This is a genomic window from Rhodoferax bucti, assembly GCF_005876985.1.
Classification (GTDB): Bacteria; Pseudomonadota; Gammaproteobacteria; order Burkholderiales; family Burkholderiaceae_C; genus Allorhodoferax; species Allorhodoferax bucti.
Genome location: NZ_VAHD01000001.1, coordinates 499530 through 519438, shown reverse-complemented (window position 1 = coordinate 519438; position 19909 = coordinate 499530). Strand labels below are relative to the sequence as shown.

The window sequence follows — 19909 nt, the reverse complement described above, 5'->3', positions numbered from 1 at the left end:
GGTGGAGTTTGCTATAAAGTTAATAGCTGCTAGCGCATATTCCACGTGCGCTAGCAGCTATTTAGGCACTCAACCCTCCAGCAGCGGCTTCAAGTACCGCCCGGTGTGGCTCTCCGGGTTGGCGGCAATGTCTTCCGGCGTGCCCACCCCCACCACCGTGCCACCGCCCGCGCCGCCCTCGGGGCCGATGTCGATCAGCCAGTCGGCGGTTTTGATCACGTCCAGGTTGTGTTCGATGATGACGATGGTGTTGCCCGCATCGCGCAGCTGGTGCAGCACCTTGAGCAGCAGCGCAATGTCGGCAAAGTGCAGGCCGGTGGTGGGCTCGTCCAGGATGTAGAGCGTGCGGCCGGTGTCTTTTTTGGACAGCTCCAGCGCCAGCTTCACCCGCTGGGCCTCGCCGCCGGACAGAGTGGTAGCGGCTTGCCCGAGGCGGATGTAAGACAGGCCCACGTCCAGCAAGGTTTGCAGCTTGCGCGCGATGGTGGGCACGGCCTGCAAAAACTCGTAGGCGGCCTCCACCGTCATGTCCAGAATCTGCGCAATGTTCTTGCCTTTGTAGAGCACTTCCAGCGTTTCGCGGTTGTAGCGCATGCCGGCGCACACGTCGCAGGGTACGTACACATCGGGCAGAAAGTGCATCTCCACCTTCACCATGCCGTCGCCCTGGCAGGCCTCGCAGCGGCCACCGGCCACGTTGAAGCTGAAGCGGCCCGGGCCGTAGCCGCGTTCGCGTGCCGTGGGTACCTCGGCCATCAGCTCGCGGATAGGGGTGAACAGGCCGGTGTAGGTCGCGGGGTTGGAGCGCGGTGTGCGGCCAATGGGCGATTGGTCGACGTTGATGACCTTGTCGAAATACTGGATGCCGTCAATGCTCTCGTGGGCCGCCGGTTCGTCGTGCGCACGGTAGAGCTGGCGCGCCACGGCGGCGTAGAGCGTGTCGTTCACCAGCGTGCTCTTGCCCGAGCCGGACACACCGGTCACGCAGGTTAGCAGGCCCACGGGGAAGTCCACATTCACGCCCTTGAGGTTGTGGCCGGTGGCGCCGGTGATGCGGATGGCTTGCAGGTCGCCCTGGTTGGCAATGTGCTGCGCCTGGCGCTCTGCCCACGCCAATGCCGCTTTGCTGGGGGCACCTTTGCCGCCCGCCGCCTTGGCGACAGGGGTTTTTTCAGCCACCACCGGCAGCCAGGGTGTGCGGCGCTTGGGCACTTCAATTTGCAGTGTTTTGGCCAGGTACTGGCCGGTCAGTGAGTCGGGGTTGGCCTTCACCTCGTCAAACGTGCCTTGGGCAATTACTCGCCCGCCGTGCACCCCAGCGCCCAGGCCCATGTCAATCACATGGTCGGCGGCGCGCATCATGTCTTCGTCGTGCTCCACCACCAGCACGCTGTTGCCGATGTCACGCAGGTGTTGCAGGGTGCCGATCAGGCGGTCGTTGTCGCGCTGGTGTAGGCCGATGCTGGGCTCATCGAGCACATACATCACGCCGGTCAGGCCGGAGCCGATTTGCGACGCTAGGCGAATGCGCTGGCTCTCGCCGCCACTCAGCGTTTCGGCGCTACGGTCCAAGCTCAGGTAGTTCAGGCCCACGTCGTTCAAAAACTTCAGGCGCAGGCCGATTTCGCGGATCACTTTGGAGGCAATTTCGCCGCGCGCGCCGGGCATTTGCAGGGTACTGAAGTAGGCAAAGCTCTCGCGCAGGGTGATGTGGCTCACCTCAAAAATGGCGCGGGCTTGGTCGCCTTCGCCAATCTTGACGTGGCGCGCTTCCTTGCGCAGGCGCGAGCCGAAGCAGTCGGGGCAGGGCTGGGTGCTGCGCAGGCGGCCGAGGTCTTCGCGCACCAGGGCGGAGTCGGTCTCGCGGTAGCGCCGCTGCATGTTGGGGATGATGCCTTCGAAGGGGTGCTTCTTGGTGACCTTTTTGCCTTGCGAGGCACCCGAGTCCATGATGTAGCTGAACTTGATGTCTTCCTCGCCCGAGCCATGCAGGATGGCGTGTTGCACGCTCTCCGGCAGGCTCTCGAAGGCCGCTTCAATGTCAACCGCATAGTGTTTGGCCAGGCTCTCCAGCATGCTGAAGTAGTAGCCGTTGCGCCGGTCCCAGCCCTTGATGGCGCCGCTGGCCAGGCTCAGCGTGGGGAAGGCGACCACGCGTGCGGGGTCGAAAAACTCGTGGTTGCCCAGCCCGTCGCAGGTGGGGCAGGCGCCTACCGGCGAGTTGAAAGAGAACAGGCGCGGCTCCAGCTCGGCAATCGAGTAGCTGCACACCGGGCAGGCAAACTTGGCGTTGAATAAGTGCTCTTTCGGGCCCTGGCGCCCGTCCGCATTGCGCGAGGTGCTATCATTTTTGATGTCAGACGGGGCATCCATCTCCAGCGCAATGGCGCGGCCATTGGCAATGCGTAGCGCGGCCTCAAAGCTCTCCGCCAAGCGCTGCTTGAGATCCGGGCGCACCTTGATGCGGTCTACCACCACGTCGATGTCGTGCTTCTCGGTCTTTTTGAGGGCGGGCAGCGCGTCGGCTTCAAAGGCTTGGCCGTTGATGCGGAAGCGGACATAGCCCTGGGCTTGCATTTCGGCAAACAGGTCCTGGAACTCGCCTTTTTTCTCCCGGGCCACCGGGGCCAGGATCATCAGGCGGGTTTCCTCGGGCAGGGCAAGCACGGCGTCCACCATCTGGCTCACGGTTTGGCTTTGCAGGGGCAGGTCGTGGTCGGGGCAGTAGGGGGTGCCGGCGCGGGCGTAGAGCAGGCGCAGGTAGTCGTGGATCTCGGTCACGGTGCCCACGGTGGAGCGCGGGTTGTGGCTGGTGGCCTTTTGCTCGATGCTGATGGCGGGCGACAGGCCTTCGATCATGTCCACATCGGGCTTGTCCATGAGCTGCAAAAACTGGCGCGCGTAGGTGCTCAGGCTTTCTACATAGCGGCGCTGGCCCTCGGCATACAGCGTGTCAAACGCCAGGCTGGACTTGCCGGAGCCGGACAGACCCGTAATCACCACCAGCTGGTTGCGCGGGATGTCGAGGTCAATATTCTTCAGGTTGTGGGTCCGTGCGCCCCGCACGCTGATGGTTTGCTGCTGCAGGGCCCGGGCAAGGTAGGTGCCGTTGTCGGTAGGAGTGTTCAAGTTCGTGGCCGCCAGAAGAGTAACCCGCCATCATAGTTAAGCACGGACTGACGTCGCTCTATGCTGTCTTTCACTTTCGGTGGAAAAACTCGATGCCATTTTTCGCGTAATCAAATATTCGCGCGATGCATCTTTATCGTTGTGCCGATACTGAGATCGGGCAATCTGAGGTTTTTCTGAAGGATTGAGTTAAGACGCCATCGTAGTCGACCACCTTCTCTACTGGGCGATCAAGAAAGCCTTTTTTGGCTAAGCCGCGAACTAGTTGAACAACCAGTGCTCCATTGTCATCTGCCATGGATGAAAGAGGATATGTCACGGACAACAGCGATTTCCCTGTATCGCGCTCATAAAGAGTTCCCTCTAACGTTAACCCGATAGTGTGTGCAATAACAGAACCTGATGTGTAGCGCGCTTTGGCGTTGTTCAAAATCAAAATGAATTTTGCGTTACTCGCCGTGTTGTTCACGGTCGCTAAAGGCCTTCTCTCCGCAGTAGCTACGTAACCATTCCGTTGAAAAGTTTTGACTAAAAAATCATTAGTGCAGGCTTCGAAACGTTGCGAATACGTTCCGTTTTGGTTGAGCGCATTGTGGATTTCTGGAGAGCCGGAAAAAATACCAATGTCCCAAAATATGCTAACGCCATCGTCTGGCTTAATGGTGCGCGTTTCATGCAGTGTGGTCTTTGCACTTGGAGCCGAACATGCGGCGAGTTGTAGCGTGCAAACGGCGAGAAACACTACAGATAACAGTCGGTTGTATGACATGGCGTTTTTTACTGTTGTTTGAGTTGATATATCTTAGTGTTCGTTACTAACGTGATTGGGTACTTGCACATATAGGCATCGACTCTCGCCAGTGAACATCGATATCAGCGTGCGCCCCGCACGCTGATGGTTTGCTGCTGCAGGGCCCGGGCAAGGTAGGTGCCGTTGTCGGTAGGAGTGTTCAAGTTCGTGGCCGCCAGAAGAGTAACCCGCCATGATAGACAATGTCGTGTTGCGGTGTCACCCCCCGGTTTTCGCCGCCCTTATTGCTTGAGAGTGACTGCTGTGTCCGCCCCCACTGTTCCCGATACCTCCATGACGCCGCAAGAGCGGCGCTCCAGCGCCTCGTTGGCGCTGATTTTTGCCTTGCGCATGCTGGGCCTATTTCTTGTGCTGCCGGTGTTTGCGCTGGAGGCGCGCAAATACCCCGGAGGCGATGACGCCGCGCTGGTCGGGATGGCCATGGGCATTTATGGGCTGACGCAGGGCCTGTTGCAGATTCCCTTTGGTGTGGCCTCGGACAAGTTCGGCCGCAAGCCGGTCATGGTGTTGGGCCTGCTGATATTTGCCGCAGGCAGCGCGATTGCCGCGTGGGCGCCGACTTTGGCGTGGCTGGTAGGCGGTCGTGCCTTGCAAGGTGCGGGCGCTATTTCCGCCGCCGTCACCGCTTTGCTGGCAGACCAGACGCGCGATGTGGTGCGCACCAAGGCCATGGCGCTGGTGGGCGCCAGCATCGGGCTGATGTTTGCGGTGTCGCTGGTGCTGTCGCCCTTGTTGGCGGCGCAGATCGGGCTGCATGGCCTGTTTGCCATGACGTCGGCCCTCGCCGTGGGTGGGGTCGCGGTGGTGCTGTGGTGGGTGCCGCCTGAGCCGGCGCAGCATGTGGACCAGGCGCGGGGTGGGGTGCTGTCGGTGTTGCGGCATCCGGCCCTGCTGCGTCTGGATTTCGGGGTGTTTGTGTTGCATGCGGTGCAACTCTCCATGTGGGTGGCATTGCCGGCTCTGCTGGTGCAGGCCGGCTTGCCGCGCGAGCTGCACTGGGAGGTGTATTTGCCTGCCGTGCTGGCATCTTTCTTCGTGATGGGGGCCACGCTGTTTCCGCTGGAAAAGCGGGGCTACCTGCGTGCAGTGTTTCTGTCGGCCATCGGCTTGATTGCCCTGGTGCAACTGGCCTTGTGGGGTCTGTTGCACACCGAGCCCACGGTGTTGCCGATTGCCTTGGTGCTGTTTGTGTTTTTCTGCGGCTTCAATGTGCTGGAGGCCAGCCAGCCTAGCTTGGCCTCGCGGGTGGCGCCGGCGGCGTCCCGTGGCGCGGCGCTGGGGGTTTACAACACGCTGCAGTCGCTGGGTTTTTTTGCCGGTGGCGCTGTGGGCGGTTGGCTGGTGAAATCGGCCGGCCCACAGGCTTTGTTTTTGACTAGCACCGTGGCGATGCTGCTGTGGCTGGCCGTGGCCTGGGGCATGGAGGCGCCTGCGCCGAAAGTGGCTGCAAAGGCAGGATAATCAGCGACTAATCTGGAGAAAACCATGGCATCCGTCAACAAAGTCATTCTGGTCGGCAACTGCGGCCGCGATCCCGAAATCCGCTACTTGCCCTCCGGTCAGGCGGTGGCGAACGTCAGCGTGGCCACCAGCAGCCGCCGCAAAGACCGCAACACCGGCGAAACGGTGGAAGACACCCAGTGGCACCGCGTCACCTTTTACGACCGCTTGGCTGAAATCGCCGGGGAGTACGTCAAAAAAGGCCGCCCGATTTATGTGGAAGGCCGTCTCAAGTACGGCAAGTACACCGACCAGTCCGGTGTCGAGAAAAACACGGTAGATATCGTGGCCACTGAGCTGCAACTCTTGGGCGGTCGTGAAGGCATGGGTGGTCCGTCCGATGGTGGCGATGAAGGTGGAGCCCCCCCTCCCCGCCGCATGGCACCCCCTCCGCGCGCAGCGGCGCCGGCGCCTGCCCCCCGCCAAGCCCCGGCTCCTCGCCCGGCCAGTGGGTTTGACGATATGGATGACGATATTCCGTTTTAAAAACGACCTTCTCTGTGGCGAGACCGGCGGTGCTGCCGGTCTGCCATCCGAGCAATAAAAAAGCGACCCGAGGGTCGCTTTTTTATTGGGGTCACCGGGTTTAGAAGGTGCGGCCTTTGGTGACGGTTTCTTTCAGGATTTTCCAGCCGCCGTTCACGTATTCCATGGAGAGGGTTTTCTCCACGGTGTCGCGGTAGTCGTCAGAGCCGTATTCCTGGGTGAAGGACACATCGGTAGTCTTGCCGGTGCACTGGGCCGGGGTGATGTTTTTCAGCACGGTGGAGATGCCACCCTGCTTGTTCACCCGCTTCTTGCGCAGGCTTTCCCACTGGGCGCGTGTCAGGCCTTGGGCGGGGACGAAGTTGTCCGCATATGCGTCCAGGTAGCCATTGATGTTTTTACTGTTCCAGGCGGCAATCCATTTCTCTACTGAAGGCGCGACGGATTCGCACACGGCGGGCGTAGCCGGAGGTGCCGCGGGTGCCGGCGCTGGTGCGGGCACGGGTACTGGAGCAGGCGCGGTGGCCAGCGTGGGTTTGGGCAGGCTGGATTTGTCCAAGACGACTTGTGGAGCCAAATCTGCAATGCATTGCATGGCGTCGTCGTTGGTTTCTGCACCTGCTGCTTGCTCGGGGGCCTGGGTTTCAATGGGGCGCAGTTGCAGGGCGCTCAGCAGTGTGCCGTTGGCGCCCAATACGCGGGCTTTGGCCAGAGAGAGATCGTATTCCGCATTGACCAGCGCACGGCGTGCCTGGAAGTATTCGTTTTCGGTGTCCAGCAAGTCGAGCAGGGAGCGCTGGCCGATATCGAACTGCTGGCGGTAAGCTTCGCGGGCCTTGGAGGTGGACAGCTCGTGCTGGCTTAAAAAGCCGATCTGGCTTTCCAGTTTGCTCACGTCGTTGAAGGCAATCAGAGCCGTCTGGCGCACGTCGCGGCAGACTTTGTCGCGCAGGTCGTAGGTGGCATTCAGCTTGTCTACGTACTGGCGGATGCGCGCTTGGTCGGAGCCGCCGCGGTAGAGGTTGTAGTTCAGTACCAGTTGTACGGCGGAGTCACGGTAGTCGCCGGTTACAGCAGAGCGGTTGGTTTCCATGCTTTGCGACGCACGGAATTCCACCGTAGGGTAGTTGGCCGCTTTGCGCAACTCGGCATCTGCCCGGAATGCGCGGATGTTGGATACCGCGCTCAAAAACTCCGGATTGCCACGGACGGTGTTGCCCACATAGTTTTCACGTGCCGGCAAAAACGATGCGAGGTTGGGCGCTGCATTCAGCTCATTGGCGGGCAGCTCACCCACCAGGCGCTGGTAGCGCGCTGTGACGTCGTGCAGGTTGCTCGCTTCGGTCAGCCAGTTGGACTCGGCCAGCGCCATGCGGCCAGCTGCTTGCTCCAAGTCCACGCGGCGGCCTACACCTGCTTTGACGCGGGTTTCCAGCCGGTTGTAGACGTCGGCGTGGTTGGCGTAATTTTCTTTGGCGAGCTCGACCAGTTCGCGGTAACGCTGCACATCCAGAAACGCGCGTGCTGCCTCCAGGCCAATGTTGTCGCTGGTAGCCAGCAAGTCATAGTAGGCCGCCATGCGGGTGTGCCCCAAGCGGCGTGCTTCGCTCAAAGTAGCAAAGCCATCAAACAGTGTTTGGCGCAATTGCAGTGTGGCCGTGGTGTTGGAGTAGCCTTTGTCTGTTTTCATGCCCGGGGAAAATGTGGACTTTTCCCCGGCAGTGGCCTCTAAGTCGATGCGGGGGCGCCAGGCGCCCTCTGCAACGGCTTGCTCATTGGTGCTGGCCATCAAGTTCTTGTGCTTCACCTTGACTTCAGGGTTCTCAAGAATGGCCTTCTCGACGGCAGCTTTCAGCTGTGTGATGGGCTGGGCATGACCGGCGGTGGCGATCAAAAGGGTGGTGACAGCGATGGCTAGTGGGGTGCGAGTAATCATTCTTGTATGCTGTGGATGCGTCTGGTTGTACGGGATGCGGCGATAAGGTTCGTCGACTTGTGTCGGCGACGGTACAAACTGCCTCAATTTTAGGCGGCCTCTCTATTTTTGTAGCCGCGATATTGTGACGAATTTCCGTTTTCGCTTCTTTTCTGTGTGAAAAACATCACCTTTGCCAATTTGATGCATTTCGGGCTTAAAGCGGCTGTGCGCTGCCGTTTGCCGCTTTTGGCCTTGTGTGTGGTGGTGGCTGCGGTGTCGCATTCCGCCGCCAATCTCGATGGCGTGCAGGCCTCCTTTATGCAGCGCTGGGGGGCGGCGGCCCTGCCCAAATATGAAAATTGGCGCAAGCTGGTGAATAGCCTGACCGACAGCACTGATACCGAGCGCATCAAGCGTGTGAACGCTTTTGTGAACCAGCAGGTGCAGTTCGGCGACGACACCGTGATTTGGGGGCAGGCTGACTACTGGGCCACTCCAGTGGAAACCTTGGGCCGCTCCGCCGGCGATTGCGAAGACTTTTCGATTGCCAAGTATTTCACGCTCATTCAAGTGGGGGTGCAGCCGGACAAACTGCGCCTGATTTATGTGCGGGCCAAAACTGGTACGTCGGATGCCACCCAGGCCCATATGGTGCTGGCCTACTACAGCACGCCCGATGCTGAGCCTTTGGTGATGGACAACTTGATCGGGGACATACGCCCTGCATCGCGCAGGCCGGATTTGGTGCCGGTGTTCAGCTTTAACAGTGCGGGTGTATTCACCGGTGTTGCGGGGGGAGGGCCTGCGGCCGGTGGTACCGGGCGCCTGTCTCGTTGGGAAGATTTGCTTCGGCGCGCCAAGGCCGAGGGATTTGAATAAATTGGAGTGAGGAGACTGTATGTCTATGTACCGACAGCTGTGGCTGGCCATCATTGTCAGCATGTTGCTGGCTCTCGGCGGGGGGCTGCTGGCATCGCTGTTGTCTGCGCGCAGCTATCTGGAGTCGCAGTTGGCGATCAAGAACACGGACAACGCGACCGCGTTGGCGCTGTCTTTGAGCCAAAGCAATCCGGACCCGGTGACGGTGGATTTGGTGACCGCATCGCTTTTTGATGGCGGGCACTATGAGCTGGTGCGTATCGTGGATCCGAAAGGGGTTGTGATTTCGGAACGGGCAGCCCCGGAGGGGGAATGGGATGCGCCTGCGTGGTTCGTGCGCCTGCTGCCGATTCAGTCCGCACCGGGGCAGGCCCAAATCAGCAATGGCTGGAAACAGTTCGGCACGGTGACCTTGGTCAGCCACAGCCGCTTTGCATATGGGGCCTTGTGGAAGAGTGCCTATGAGATGGCGTTAGCACTTTCTTTGGCCGGTTTGGTTGGGGGCTACTTGGGGAGTTTGGTGCTCCGGCGCTTACGCAAGCCGCTCAACACGGTGATTGAACAAGCGGTGGCGATCACCCAGCGCCGTTTTGTCACGGTGGAGGAGCCCCAAGTTCCGGAACTGCGCCAACTAGCGGTGGCGATGAATGCCACGGTAGGGCGTTTGAAGTCGATGTTTGACGATGAGGCGACCCGTTTGGAGCAGGTCCGCCAAGAAGCCAACTTCGACGCGTTGACCGGCTTGGCCAACCGCACCCACTTCATGGCCCGCTTGCGTCAAGGGTTGGATGCCGAGGACTCGGTGGGCGGGCTGTTGCTCATGGTCCGGCTGGTGGACTTGGCAGGGATTAACCGGCGCTTGGGCCGATCTGCTACGGACGATTTGTTAAGGCTGGCGGCCAAGCTGATATCAGGCGCTGCAGCGCCCCATGCCAAAGCGGTGGCCGCTCGCTTGAATGGTGCCGATTTCGCATTGGTTCTGCCAGGCGCGAGCGATGCCCAGCCTATCGCACAGGCGTTGATGCAGTCGCTGGTCCGGGAGGCTGCACCCTTCGTGGAGTCGGGCGCCACCGCGTGCATTGGTGTGGGACGCTTCCTCCGTGGCGATGACGTCGGCAGTTTGCTCGCGCGGGTAGACGGCGCTTTGGCCGCAGCCGAAACGTCGCAAGCGAACAGTGTGCAAGAGGCGGTGCTGGAGTCGGGGGATGATTTGCCCCGTACTGCAGACCAGTGGGCGGTGATGATTCGGCGCGCGTTGGAGCATGGGTGGGTGCGTTTGATTTCCTTTCCGGTGATGACGAGTCAAGGGCGACTTTCTCACCGGGAGTGCCCGTTGCGCCTGATGTTTGACGAGAAGGGCGAGTGGCTGCCTGCCGGCCGGTTTTTACCGATAGCGGAGCGCCTGAAGCTGACAGCAGAGCTGGATATGACCGCGGTAGAGCTGGGGTTACAGGAGCTGGCACGCCAGCCCGATTTGCCTGGGCTGGCGATTAACTTGTCTGCAAGCTCTCTGGAAGATCCCGTATTCCAGCCCAAACTTTTGGCCCTTATGAAGCATCACGGTGCAGCGTCGCAAAGGTTGTGGCTGGAGGTGGCGGAAGACGGTGCGTTCAAGCATTTAGAGGCGTTCCGCGCCTTGTGCCCAAGCGTCAAAGCTTTGGGCTGCCGCGTGGGCTTGGAGCATTTCGGCCACCGATTCAGCCAAATCGGACAGCTGCATGACTTGGGCTTGGATTACTTGAAGGTGGATTCGAGTTTTGTGCGTGGAGTGGATGGCAATGCCGGCAACGCAGCGTTTTTGAAAGGCTTGTGCGCGATTGCTCACAACATTGGCTTGCAGGTGCTGGCAGAGGGCGTATCTACACGCCAAGAGTTAGATGCTTTGGGGGCTTTGGGCTTTGATGGTGCGACAGGCCCGGCGGTGAAAGATGGTGTGTCCGCTATGTAATTTACAGGGTGCGGCATAAGTAAAAAGAGCTCAAAGGCACTTGGCCTTTGAGCTCTTTTTTTGTGGGCTCGTCGTCCGCTCAATCCATGATCAGCTTGCCGCGGTTGATCAACTCTTGAATGATCTGCGCGTCCGTCGCAGCGGTACCCAATCCCAAAGAGTCGCCAAGATTAGTCACTCCCTGGAATACGATTTGCTGATCCGTGGCTGCAGCGCTGTAAGTGCCACCAGTGAAACCACCGGTAGAGCTGATTCGAAGAACGGTATTTCCACCTGTGACGTTGAAGTCCAAGTAGTTCACCAGGCTGTTGGTTCCCAGCTGGTCTGGTAGCAAATCACGGAGATCGAGCACATCTCCACCGGATTTCGCTGCAGCCGAGTCAAAGTCAGTGATAGTGTCCACCGCAGGCTGGCCTGTGATGCCCCGGTCAGACAGTTGCCAACGGAAGGTGTCGGACCCAGCACCACCCGTTAAGGTGTCGTTGCCGCGACCACCTTCCATCCAGTCTGCGCCTGTGCCGGCGTTGATGACGTCGTTGCCATCGCCGCCATGAATCCGATCCCGTCCTGCACTGCCAGTGATGGTGTCGTTAGACCCGGATCCGGTGACTTCCTGTCCGGTACGGATGACGTACTGGCCATTCGTGGAGCTCTCCACAATATCTTGCAGGTCTGTCAAGGTAGGCAGTTCCGTGCTTTGGAACATGGCCAGGTTGTCCAGACTCAGGTTTAAGTAGGTAGCGCTTGAGCTGAGTTTGTAGCCTACCTGCAGCTCTGCATTCCCGCCTTGTTCCCAGTAAAGAATTTCAATAGTGTGGAGTCCTTCGCCGATGGCGATGGAGGACGAGGTACGGGTGGTGGGGGATTGAATGTCGTTGAATTCGAAAACCGTTACACCGTCAATGCGGATGCTGAAACCATCATCGGCACGCACCCGGAAGTCGTAGTTGCCTGCGGCGAAATAAGCAGAGCCCGCAAAGCGCAGCATGGAGTCGGTGGTGGTTCCGAAGCTACTGGTCGTTTTGAGGGAGCTTGCATTGTTGCTTGTATTCGCTGCGCCCAGGAAGTTGTACAACGCACCGGATGTGATCGCGGTGTCTGCCGCCACGATGTTGGGGTTGGTGCCCAGATTGCCAGTGACGGTGGGTGACACACCGTAGTTGATGTTGGTGGCGTTCCAGGTGGCGTCCGATGCAGCTGCGCTGGCAGAGGTGCCGGAACCCACAATCGTGCTGCCTTGGCGGAGGTTGATGATGGTGTTCAGGTCTGCCACGCGGTCTGCGTTGCCAACTGTGGCGTCGCCGGCTTGGTAGTTGTTGCCAGAGATGCCGTTGGTTTCGTTGTAGCCGAAGAACTCACCATGCAGACCGGAGGTGGTGACTGCCGTGGTGGATGTGGTCAGAGTCAGGTTCAGCCCTGTATCGATACCGGTGGCAGGCGCAGTTCCAGGCGGATTGACGGTGATGGTCAGGGTGTTGGAGGCAGAGTCCCCGTCTTTGTCGATCAACGAGAAGCCAATCGACTCGTTAAATGTGGCGCTGGTCGAAACTGGTGGTGTGTAGGTATACAAACCACTGTCCATGTCGATGACCAATTTACCACCCGCTGTGGTCGTGATGGTCATGGTGTTTTCGGTGGTATCAAACACGCCGCGGTTGGTTCCGGTCGTGGTGATGCTTCCTCCTGCTGCCGAGTTGTAGGCATAAGTGGTACCGTTTACCGTGACGGATGCCAATTGACCGCCATCTGCGCCCATGCCTGAGCCTGCGCCTAAGCCACCGGTCACGATGTCACCACCGGTGGGTACCAAAATGGAGTCACGCAAAATCGGTGGCAACTGGGTTACATCTGCCACTACGGTCGATGTAGTGTTTGTGCCTGCACCGATGCCGTTGTAGGCAATTGGATCCATGTTGGCCGCCGTCGCACCTGTACCCATTCCGTAAGCGTACGAGTTGATTTCGTTACGGTTCAGGAAGTCTGTCCAGATGGTTTCGTCTGCAGTTTGTATTTCAAAGCCTGTGTTTGGAGCGCCGTCGGTGAGGAAGTACGACACATTCTGTGCGTTGGTCATCTTGCCGGGAGTTGTCCACGCAGTTTGTGCCGTGGAAATAGCGGCGTCATAGTTGGTGCCGCCATTTGCAGTCAACGAGTTCACATACGCTTTGGCGTCTGCCACGCTGACCCAGCCTGCACTGTTTGCAGTCGCTGTGCTGGAGAAGGCGACGATGCGCACTTTGACGTCTCCCAGGTTGTCGTACTGATCCAGCATCAGCGCGACGGAATCTTTCATGATCTGCAAGCGTGTTGAGGTGCCTACTGCGTCGCCCATACTTCCGGATACGTCCAAGATCAGTTCGATATTGGTGTTGATGGAAGGTAGCGTTACTGTCTTGGTGCTGGCTACTGCAGTGGGTGAATCATCTTCAATATTCAGTGTGATCGTTCCGGTTGCCGCTGGTGCGACACCGTCGCTGGCATTCACTCCAAATGTCAGCGTACGTACGTTTTCACCATTGCCGGTGACATGGTCAATCGGTTTGGAGAGGGTGATGTTGTAGGTGCCAATGCTGTTCACACTGGCGCGAAGGACTTCAACGCCACCCGCCGATCCAATTAATGGATTCGCTTCTGTGCCTGTTCCGCTCCAAGTGACGTTGACGCCGCCGGAAGTCAGAGTCCCACCGGGAGCGGTGAGTGTGACAGTCAATGCGCTGTCGGGATCCGTGGCGATGGAGCCTGAAACGCTCACCGCATTCGTCGTGTCAGCACCCGCTACGTTGCCGGTGGTGTCTGCTATGCCACCTGCCAATCCTTCCTCGGATACCGCAGTGGTGACATTGGTAACGACCGGAGCGTCATTCACAGGGGTGACGGTAACGGTGACGTTAGCGATCTCGGTGACGCCGCCGGAGGTGACGGTGTAGGTGAAAACAGGCACGGTACCGTTGAAGTTGGTCGCCGGGGTGAAGACCAGCTGACCGCCCACCAAGGCGACGGAGCCGTTGGTGACGGCGACAGAGGCGCCGCCGTCGGTGATGGCAGAGCCATTGACGGCGGTGATAGTGCGAACTGCATTTTCGAAGGAATCGTTAGCCAGCACATTGATGGTGACCGGGCTGTCTTCGGCAGTGGTCGCCGTGTCATTTTTGATGTGGTCGTTATCGGTGATGCCGCCGGTAGCGGAGACGCCGCCGATGGTCAGGGGCAGAGTCTCGCGGGAAGCGGAGTCGACCACGGTGTCATCGTTGGTGGAGTAGGTGACGGAGAAGGAGGAGACACCTGCGGGGACGGTGATCTGGCCGGTGGTGCTGTTGTAGGTCACGCCGTTGGAGAAAACCGGGGTGGCGTTGTAGTCGCCGGTGGTGGCAGTGCCAGCGGTGGCAGTGCCGGAGCCCACAGCGAAGGTGTAGGTGGAGGCAATGGTGGTGGTGGCAGAGAGGGTGACGTTGTAGACCAGGGCAGCGCCCTCGACCACGTTGTCATCGGTCGCACCGGGGTTGCCGACTTCGACGCCGGTGATGGAAGGCTGGTCGTTGTCGGTGATGCCGCCGGTAGCGGAGACGCCGCCGATGGTCAGGGGCAGAGTCTCGCGGGAAGCGGAGTCGACCACGGTGTCATCGTTGGTGGAGTAGGTGACGGAGAAGGAGGAGACACCTGCGGGGACGGTGATCTGGCCGGTGGTGCTGTTGTAGGTCACGCCGTTGGAGAAAACCGGGGTGGCGTTGTAGTCGCCGGTGGTGGCAGTGCCAGCGGTGGCAGTGCCGGAGCCCACAGCGAAGGTGTAGGTGGAGGCAATGGTGGTGGTGGCAGAGAGGGTGACGTTGTAGACCAGGGCAGCGCCCTCGACCACGTTGTCATCGGTCGCACCGGGGTTGCCGACTTCGACGCCGGTGATGGAAGGCTGGTCGTTGTCGGTGATGCCGCCGGTAGCGGAGATACCGTTTGCGATAACCGGTGTCGAGCCACTAATAGTGTTTGTTTCTGAAGTGGGAGTCGTGTTTTCCCGGTCGATCGCGAGGGGGCTCACCCCTTCGCTGATACGCATAACCCGCACAAAGCTATGCGAATCACTGGCATCCCCACCTGAAAGGCCCGCGGCGGTGGCTTCCAGCTCGGTAGACAGATCGCCACCGGTGGCGATGACTCGTGCAATGGCGGCGGCCCCGCTGTTGAGGTCTTTGAGTGCTGCGTTGGTGGCGTCTTCTGGTGCGAACCCCAGCAAGTTGGCATCTATCAGCAATTCCCGGCCAGATTCCAAGCTGATTTCTTTGCCATTAGGGAGTGCCAACTCCAGCCGGGTGCCATCTTCCGTGAGGACAACCTGGCCTTCCTGGATTTCATCGCCCAGCTTGATCGCACGCTTGTTACCGTCGGAGGAAACCACCCATGCATTACCTTGCAGGATGACAACAACGCCTCGGGCTTGGGCAGAAATTTGGGAAGTGGCCATATAAAAACTCCAAAGTCAGCAAAACTAGCTGAACACTGTAGTGATTAGCGGCCTCTTCGCCTATTGGCCTCAAGTACAGGTTGTGTGATGGATTACTGGATTCCGTGTACTTTGAGTGCCAGTTGCAGGCGGTCACTCACGCCAAGTTTTTCGAAAACTGCACTCAGATGGGCTTTGACGGTGCGTTCCGTGATGTCGCACTGCTCTGCGATAGTCGAGTTGGAGGCGCCATGTGCTGCCAACTTGGCGACTTCTCGTTCCCGGAGCGTTAATGCGTCATCCCACGACGGAGTTGGGAATATGTCCTGCGGTTTTGCCCGGTTTGCTGCTTGAATAAGCTGCTGCATCAGGTGCTGGCCGATCCATACGTGGCCCGCAGACGTGACTTGATGGACTTGAAGAAGCGTGTCCGGATCCGAAAACGCATGGCAATAACCTGCACAGCCAGCATCCAGAGCGGCAATTGCGTCCGCATCTTTGGGGTATGAGCTGGCAGCTACCAATCGGATGTGCTTGTCCCGAAGTAACTCTCCCCAGTCTTGGGCGTCCCAAGGCGGTACATCACCTACGCTGAGATCGAGCCACACGACATCGTTAGTGCGGCGTGCCAGTTGTTGTAGTGCGGAAAAACTGTGAAGTTCGATAGGTGCTTTGAGATGCAAAGCTGCCTTCCAATGTTTCAAGAGCCCGGGGTCTTTGCTGACGAGCAATGGCGCTGCATTCCGTTTCATCGTTCCGACATCGCCCTTGATTTCGCGCGCAGTATGGGTTTCATCAAATAAGCCAGTACAGACTTTTTGCCAGTCAAAATATCTACTTCGGCGACCATGCCCGGAATGATGGGCAGCTTTTGTTGTCCGATGGTGGTGGACAAGGTCCGTACCCGGACAACAAAGAAGGCGTTGCCTTTTTCGTCGACCACGCTGTCTGCCCCAATTTGCTCCAGGGTGGCCTCCAAGCCGCCGTAGACGGCAAAGTCATAGGCCGTGAATTTGACCAGTGCTTTCTGCCCCGGGCGGAGAAACGCAATGTCTCTGGGGAGCACCCGGGCCTCCAGAAGCAATGCGTCGTCCGAGGGAACCAGTTCAATCAGATCCTTGCCCGGTTGCACAACACCACCCACAGTATTCACCCGCAGCTGTTTCACGGTGCCGTTTACCGGGGACCGGATTTCGGTTTGCTTCACCCGGTCCTCCAAGGCGGTGCTGCCTTCCGACAGGGCATTCAATTTGGCATTGGTTTCGCTCAATTCAGAGCGAGCGATGTTCCTGAAGGTGAGCTCCACCTCTTGAATTTTTCGGTTGGATTCCGCGACGGCAGATTCCAGTCGTGGAATGTCGGAGTTCGCGCTGTCCCGTTCACCGCGGTAGCGGGCAACATCGCGCTCCAAGCGCAGCAGCTCCACATCGGACACCGCACCGGTTTTTACCAGGGGGCGCGTCAGCTCCAATTCTTTGGCCGTCAAGGTGTAGCTTTGGGCTGCTTGTTCGCGGCGTGCGCGCACGGAAATCAATTCTTGCGACCGCTGGGAGGACTGTTGCCGGGCAACGCCAACCGTTGCATCCAATTCCGCCCGGCGCGATTCGTAGAGCGCACGCTCCTGCTCCACAATTTCCGGAGCTTGTTTTAAGACCTCTTCCGGGGGTACGAAGCGAGATCCCTCGGCCAAAGCGCGCAGGCGTGCGGCTTTTGCGAGGAGGGATAGATACTGAGATTGGTTTTCCCGCAAGGAGGACACCATGCGCGTGGGGTCTACCTTCAGCAACAGATCGCCGGTTTTTACTATCTGACCTTCGCGCGCGAGAATTTCGGAGACGATGCCTCCATCCAGGCTTTGCAGAATTTGAATTTGCCGCGAGGGTATGACTTTACCCTCGCCCCGGGTGACCTCATCCAGCTCTGCAAAGGCAGACCACAGCAACAGCACGAAAACCGTGATGGCGCTGAGCCATACCAGAACGCGCGCGCCTTGCGGGGTTTGCTCGGCGATGGCCCAGTCGGCACTCGCATCGAAGTCGCTGTCCAACTCTTTTTGCTTGCCGGTGACCAGCAGTAGCAAGCGATCCAGCACGGTGGAACTGCGTGCGTATAACTTGTCCCAGATCTTCGCCAGTTTTGTTTTTTCTGGAGGGGTGTCGACTTGCATCACGAAGCCCTCCCGATGCGGCCGCTCTGCAGTGCCTCGACCACCTGGGCCTTGGGTCCATCTGCCACGATTTGTCCGTTGTCGATCACGATCAATCGGTCAATCAACTCCAACAGCGACGTGCGGTGGGTGACCAGAATCATCGTTTTGCCGGTTGCAAAGCGGCGCAACCGGCTCTTGAGGGCATCTTCACTTTGGTGGTCCATCGCGCTGCTGGGTTCGTCCAGCAACAGCATGGGGGAGTCATTGAGCACCGCGCGGGCAATTCCGACCGCTTGGCGCTGACCGCCCGAGAGGGACTCGCCCCGCTCGCCGATGGTCATGTCAAAACCTTTGGGGTGGCGGTTAACAAATTCGGTCACGCCCGCAATCTCTGCGGCGGCCAAAATGTCCTGGTCGTCGGCAAAGGGGGCGCCTAGTGCAATGTTTTCTTTCAAGGTGCCGTAAAACAAACTCACATCCTGTGACACAAAGCCGGCTGCGCGCCGCAACTCCGCCGGGTCAATCTGGCGGGCATCTATGCCATCAATCAGGATGGCGCCCTCGCTGGGCTGATGCAAACCCAGAATCAAGCGTTGGATGGTGGACTTGCCCGAGCCTACCCGCCCGATGAATGCCACTTTTTCACCCGCGTGGATTTTGAACGATACCTTGTTCAACACCGCCTGTTGTTGGCCCGGGTAGGTAAAGCTGACATTTTTGAATTCAATCGTGCCTTGAAACCCCGAGCGATGCAGATACGAAGACTCCTCGGATCGCTCTGGCTGCTGTTTCATGTGGGTGTCCACCGAGGCCAAACCGCTTTTGGCGCTGTGGTACTGCAACAAAAGTCCGGCGATCTGTCCGAAAGGCGCCATCGCCCGGCCCGCCAGCATGGAGGCCGCAATGATGGCACCCATGCTGACTCTGTTGTCCATGAGCAGGTACACGCCCACGATCACGCTGGTCACCGATACCAGCTGCTGCATGGCTTGCGCAAAGTTCATGGTGCCATTCGAGAGCAACTTGAGCTTGGTGCTGGTTTGCGCCAGAAAGATGGTGTTTTGCTCCCATTTCCGTTGAAAGCTGCTTTCGGCCACCATGAACTTGATGGTTTCGATGCCCACCAGGCTTTCCACCAAGGTGGCATTGCGTTGCGATGTGGCCCGCGAGGACACCTCCACCAGTTCTTGCATCTTGCGCTGGGTGACCAGGGACACGACCAGCAGCAGCATGATGCAGACCAAGGGCGGCAAGGTCAGCCAAGGCGAAATCCAGATCAGTGCCAGAAAGAACACCAACACAAACGGCAGGTCGACCAGAGTGGTGATGGTGGCGGATGCCACAAAGTCACGTACGGATTCAAATGCCCGCAAATTCGCGGCAAACGACCCCACGGATGCAGGGCGGTCGGCCATCCGCAGCCCCAGCACGCGCTCCATGATGCGGGCGGACAGCGTCACATCGATCCGTTTGCCGGCGGTGTCCAGGATGTACGCGCGCAAGGTGCGCAGCATGGTGTCAAACACCATCATCAGCAGTACACCAATCGCGAGCACCCACAGCGTTTCTTCCGCCCGGTTGGGCACCACGCGGTCATACACCGTCATGGAAAACATGGGCATGGCCAGCGCAAATATGTTGATTAACAAGGCTGCGAGCAGGCTGTCCCGGTACAAGCGCCAGTTCTGAAACACCACGCTCCAGAACCAGTGTTTGGACTTCAACTCCCCGGTAGCTGGTGTGCGCGGGTCAAACTTGAAGACCGGGCGCACAAAAAACACAACACCGGCAAACAAGGCTTCTAGGGCTTCTTGGGTAACGACGTCCCCGGACTCGCCACTTTCCGGAAAGCGTACACGCGCTTGGCCGTCCTCGGTCCACTCCAGCAACAGGCAGGCCTGCTTGTCTTGCAGCATCAAGATCACGGGCAGCAGGCCAGGTCGCAAATCGCTCAGCTTGCGTCGCGCAATCCGGGCGGTCAGGCCAGCGCGCGCCGCTGCCCGGGGTAGCAGGGCAGGGGTGAGCAGGTTGTTTTCCAGCGGCAGACCGGCCGACAACGACTCCTGGGTGGTAGCAATGCCATACACACGGGCAATCGACACTAGGCTGTCCAGCAGGGGGTCGAAGTGGGTACTGTGCTCGCCAAGCCGCCAGGCGCTTGGCTTGGGTGCGGAAGGGGCAGGGCCGGAAGGGGGCAAAGTCTCTGTCATTTAAATAATACGTTGATCGCCGCCCAGCAGATTCAGCGCGCCCTGCATGCGGTTGCGCAAACCTTTGCGTTTGCTGATTTTCTGTTGTGCTGCCACGGGCAAATCCGTGTGCCTGATCACGTTTTTGATGATCAGGGTGTCGATCAAGTCTTCCAAAACCCGCACGAACTCGGCGTCGGCTTCATTAAAGCCTGTGGAGCCGGCAGAGCGCCCGAGAAAGGCCTGAATATCCGGGTGGTCGTCGCCCAGCAACTCCCCGCCCGCCCGCTCTGCGCGGGACAGTGAAGCAATCGATCCGTCCTCATTGCGCAATACGTGGAACATGGCGGGGCACTTTCAATCCGGACTCGGGCAGGCCCTATCGCCTGCGCTGTGGAATGCTAGCACCGCATCGCGAAAACCGGATGCCAAAAATGCCATGTTTTCCATGAAAATTTGTTGCAACCA

The 19909-nt window shown here is 59.1% G+C and carries 12 protein-coding genes; 4 read left to right on the top strand and 8 right to left on the bottom strand.

Annotated features, from left to right (window positions below; all coding sequences use genetic code 11):
* Positions 1–69: 69 nt before the first annotated feature.
* Together uvrA and FDM28_RS02485 are read right to left on the bottom strand one after the other, a co-directional pair.
* Entirely contained in the window at positions 70–3129 is a 3060-nt protein-coding gene (gene uvrA, locus FDM28_RS02490) for an excinuclease ABC subunit UvrA (RefSeq protein ID WP_138512699.1), read from the bottom strand.
* A gap of 133 nt (positions 3130–3262) precedes the next feature.
* Positions 3263–3898, bottom strand: coding sequence for a hypothetical protein (locus tag FDM28_RS02485; protein WP_138512697.1), 636 nt, complete (start codon positions 3896–3898; stop codon positions 3263–3265).
* A gap of 315 nt (positions 3899–4213) precedes the next feature.
* On the opposite strand from FDM28_RS02485, the gene FDM28_RS02480 reads away from it, so the two are divergent.
* Both FDM28_RS02480 and ssb read left to right on the top strand, forming a co-directional pair.
* Entirely contained in the window at positions 4214–5401 is a 1188-nt protein-coding gene (locus FDM28_RS02480; protein WP_138514215.1) for an MFS transporter, read from the top strand.
* 24 nt (positions 5402–5425) lie between these two features.
* A complete protein-coding gene (ssb, locus tag FDM28_RS02475) occupies positions 5426–5926 on the top strand; it encodes a single-stranded DNA-binding protein (RefSeq protein ID WP_138512694.1) in 501 nt (166 codons plus the stop codon).
* Between the two features lie 100 nt (positions 5927–6026).
* Here the strand turns inward: ssb and FDM28_RS02470 are convergent, their stop codons facing one another.
* The gene (locus FDM28_RS02470) at positions 6027–7862 is read right to left on the bottom strand and encodes a TolC family outer membrane protein (RefSeq protein ID WP_138512692.1); all 1836 of its coding nucleotides are present in this window, start codon (positions 7860–7862) and stop codon (positions 6027–6029) included.
* Between the two features lie 156 nt (positions 7863–8018).
* Between FDM28_RS02470 and FDM28_RS02465 the strand changes: the two genes are divergently transcribed.
* Positions 8019–8723: a transglutaminase-like cysteine peptidase gene (locus tag FDM28_RS02465; RefSeq protein WP_240791874.1), complete on the top strand. Its 705-nt coding sequence runs from the start codon at positions 8019–8021 to the stop codon at positions 8721–8723.
* Between the two features lie 19 nt (positions 8724–8742).
* Positions 8743–10671 carry an EAL domain-containing protein gene (locus FDM28_RS02460; RefSeq protein WP_138512690.1) on the top strand — a complete coding sequence of 643 codons (1929 nt, stop codon included), beginning with the start codon at positions 8743–8745 and terminating at the stop codon, positions 10669–10671.
* A gap of 79 nt (positions 10672–10750) precedes the next feature.
* Here FDM28_RS02460 and FDM28_RS02455 read toward each other — a convergent pair whose 3' ends face one another.
* From FDM28_RS02455 to FDM28_RS02435, 5 genes are all read right to left on the bottom strand, one after another.
* On the bottom strand, positions 10751–15124 hold the full coding sequence (locus tag FDM28_RS02455) for a retention module-containing protein (protein WP_138512688.1): 4374 nt from the start codon (positions 15122–15124) through the stop codon (positions 10751–10753).
* Positions 15125–15216: 92 nt separating this feature from the next.
* Positions 15217–15786 (bottom strand): helix-turn-helix transcriptional regulator, encoded by a 570-nt coding sequence (locus FDM28_RS02450; RefSeq protein WP_206021899.1) that lies wholly within the window; start codon positions 15784–15786, stop codon positions 15217–15219.
* Positions 15787–15851: 65 nt separating this feature from the next.
* Positions 15852–17270, bottom strand: coding sequence for an HlyD family type I secretion periplasmic adaptor subunit (locus tag FDM28_RS02445; protein WP_138512684.1), 1419 nt, complete (start codon positions 17268–17270; stop codon positions 15852–15854).
* Positions 17270–19462: a type I secretion system permease/ATPase gene (locus tag FDM28_RS02440; RefSeq protein WP_138512682.1), complete on the bottom strand. Its 2193-nt coding sequence runs from the start codon at positions 19460–19462 to the stop codon at positions 17270–17272. Before FDM28_RS02440 ends, FDM28_RS02445 begins: the two co-directional genes overlap by 1 nt.
* Complete coding sequence (locus tag FDM28_RS02435; RefSeq protein WP_138512680.1) at positions 19463–19786, bottom strand: hypothetical protein; 324 nt, start codon at positions 19784–19786, stop codon at positions 19463–19465.
* Positions 19787–19909: the final 123 nt, after the last annotated feature.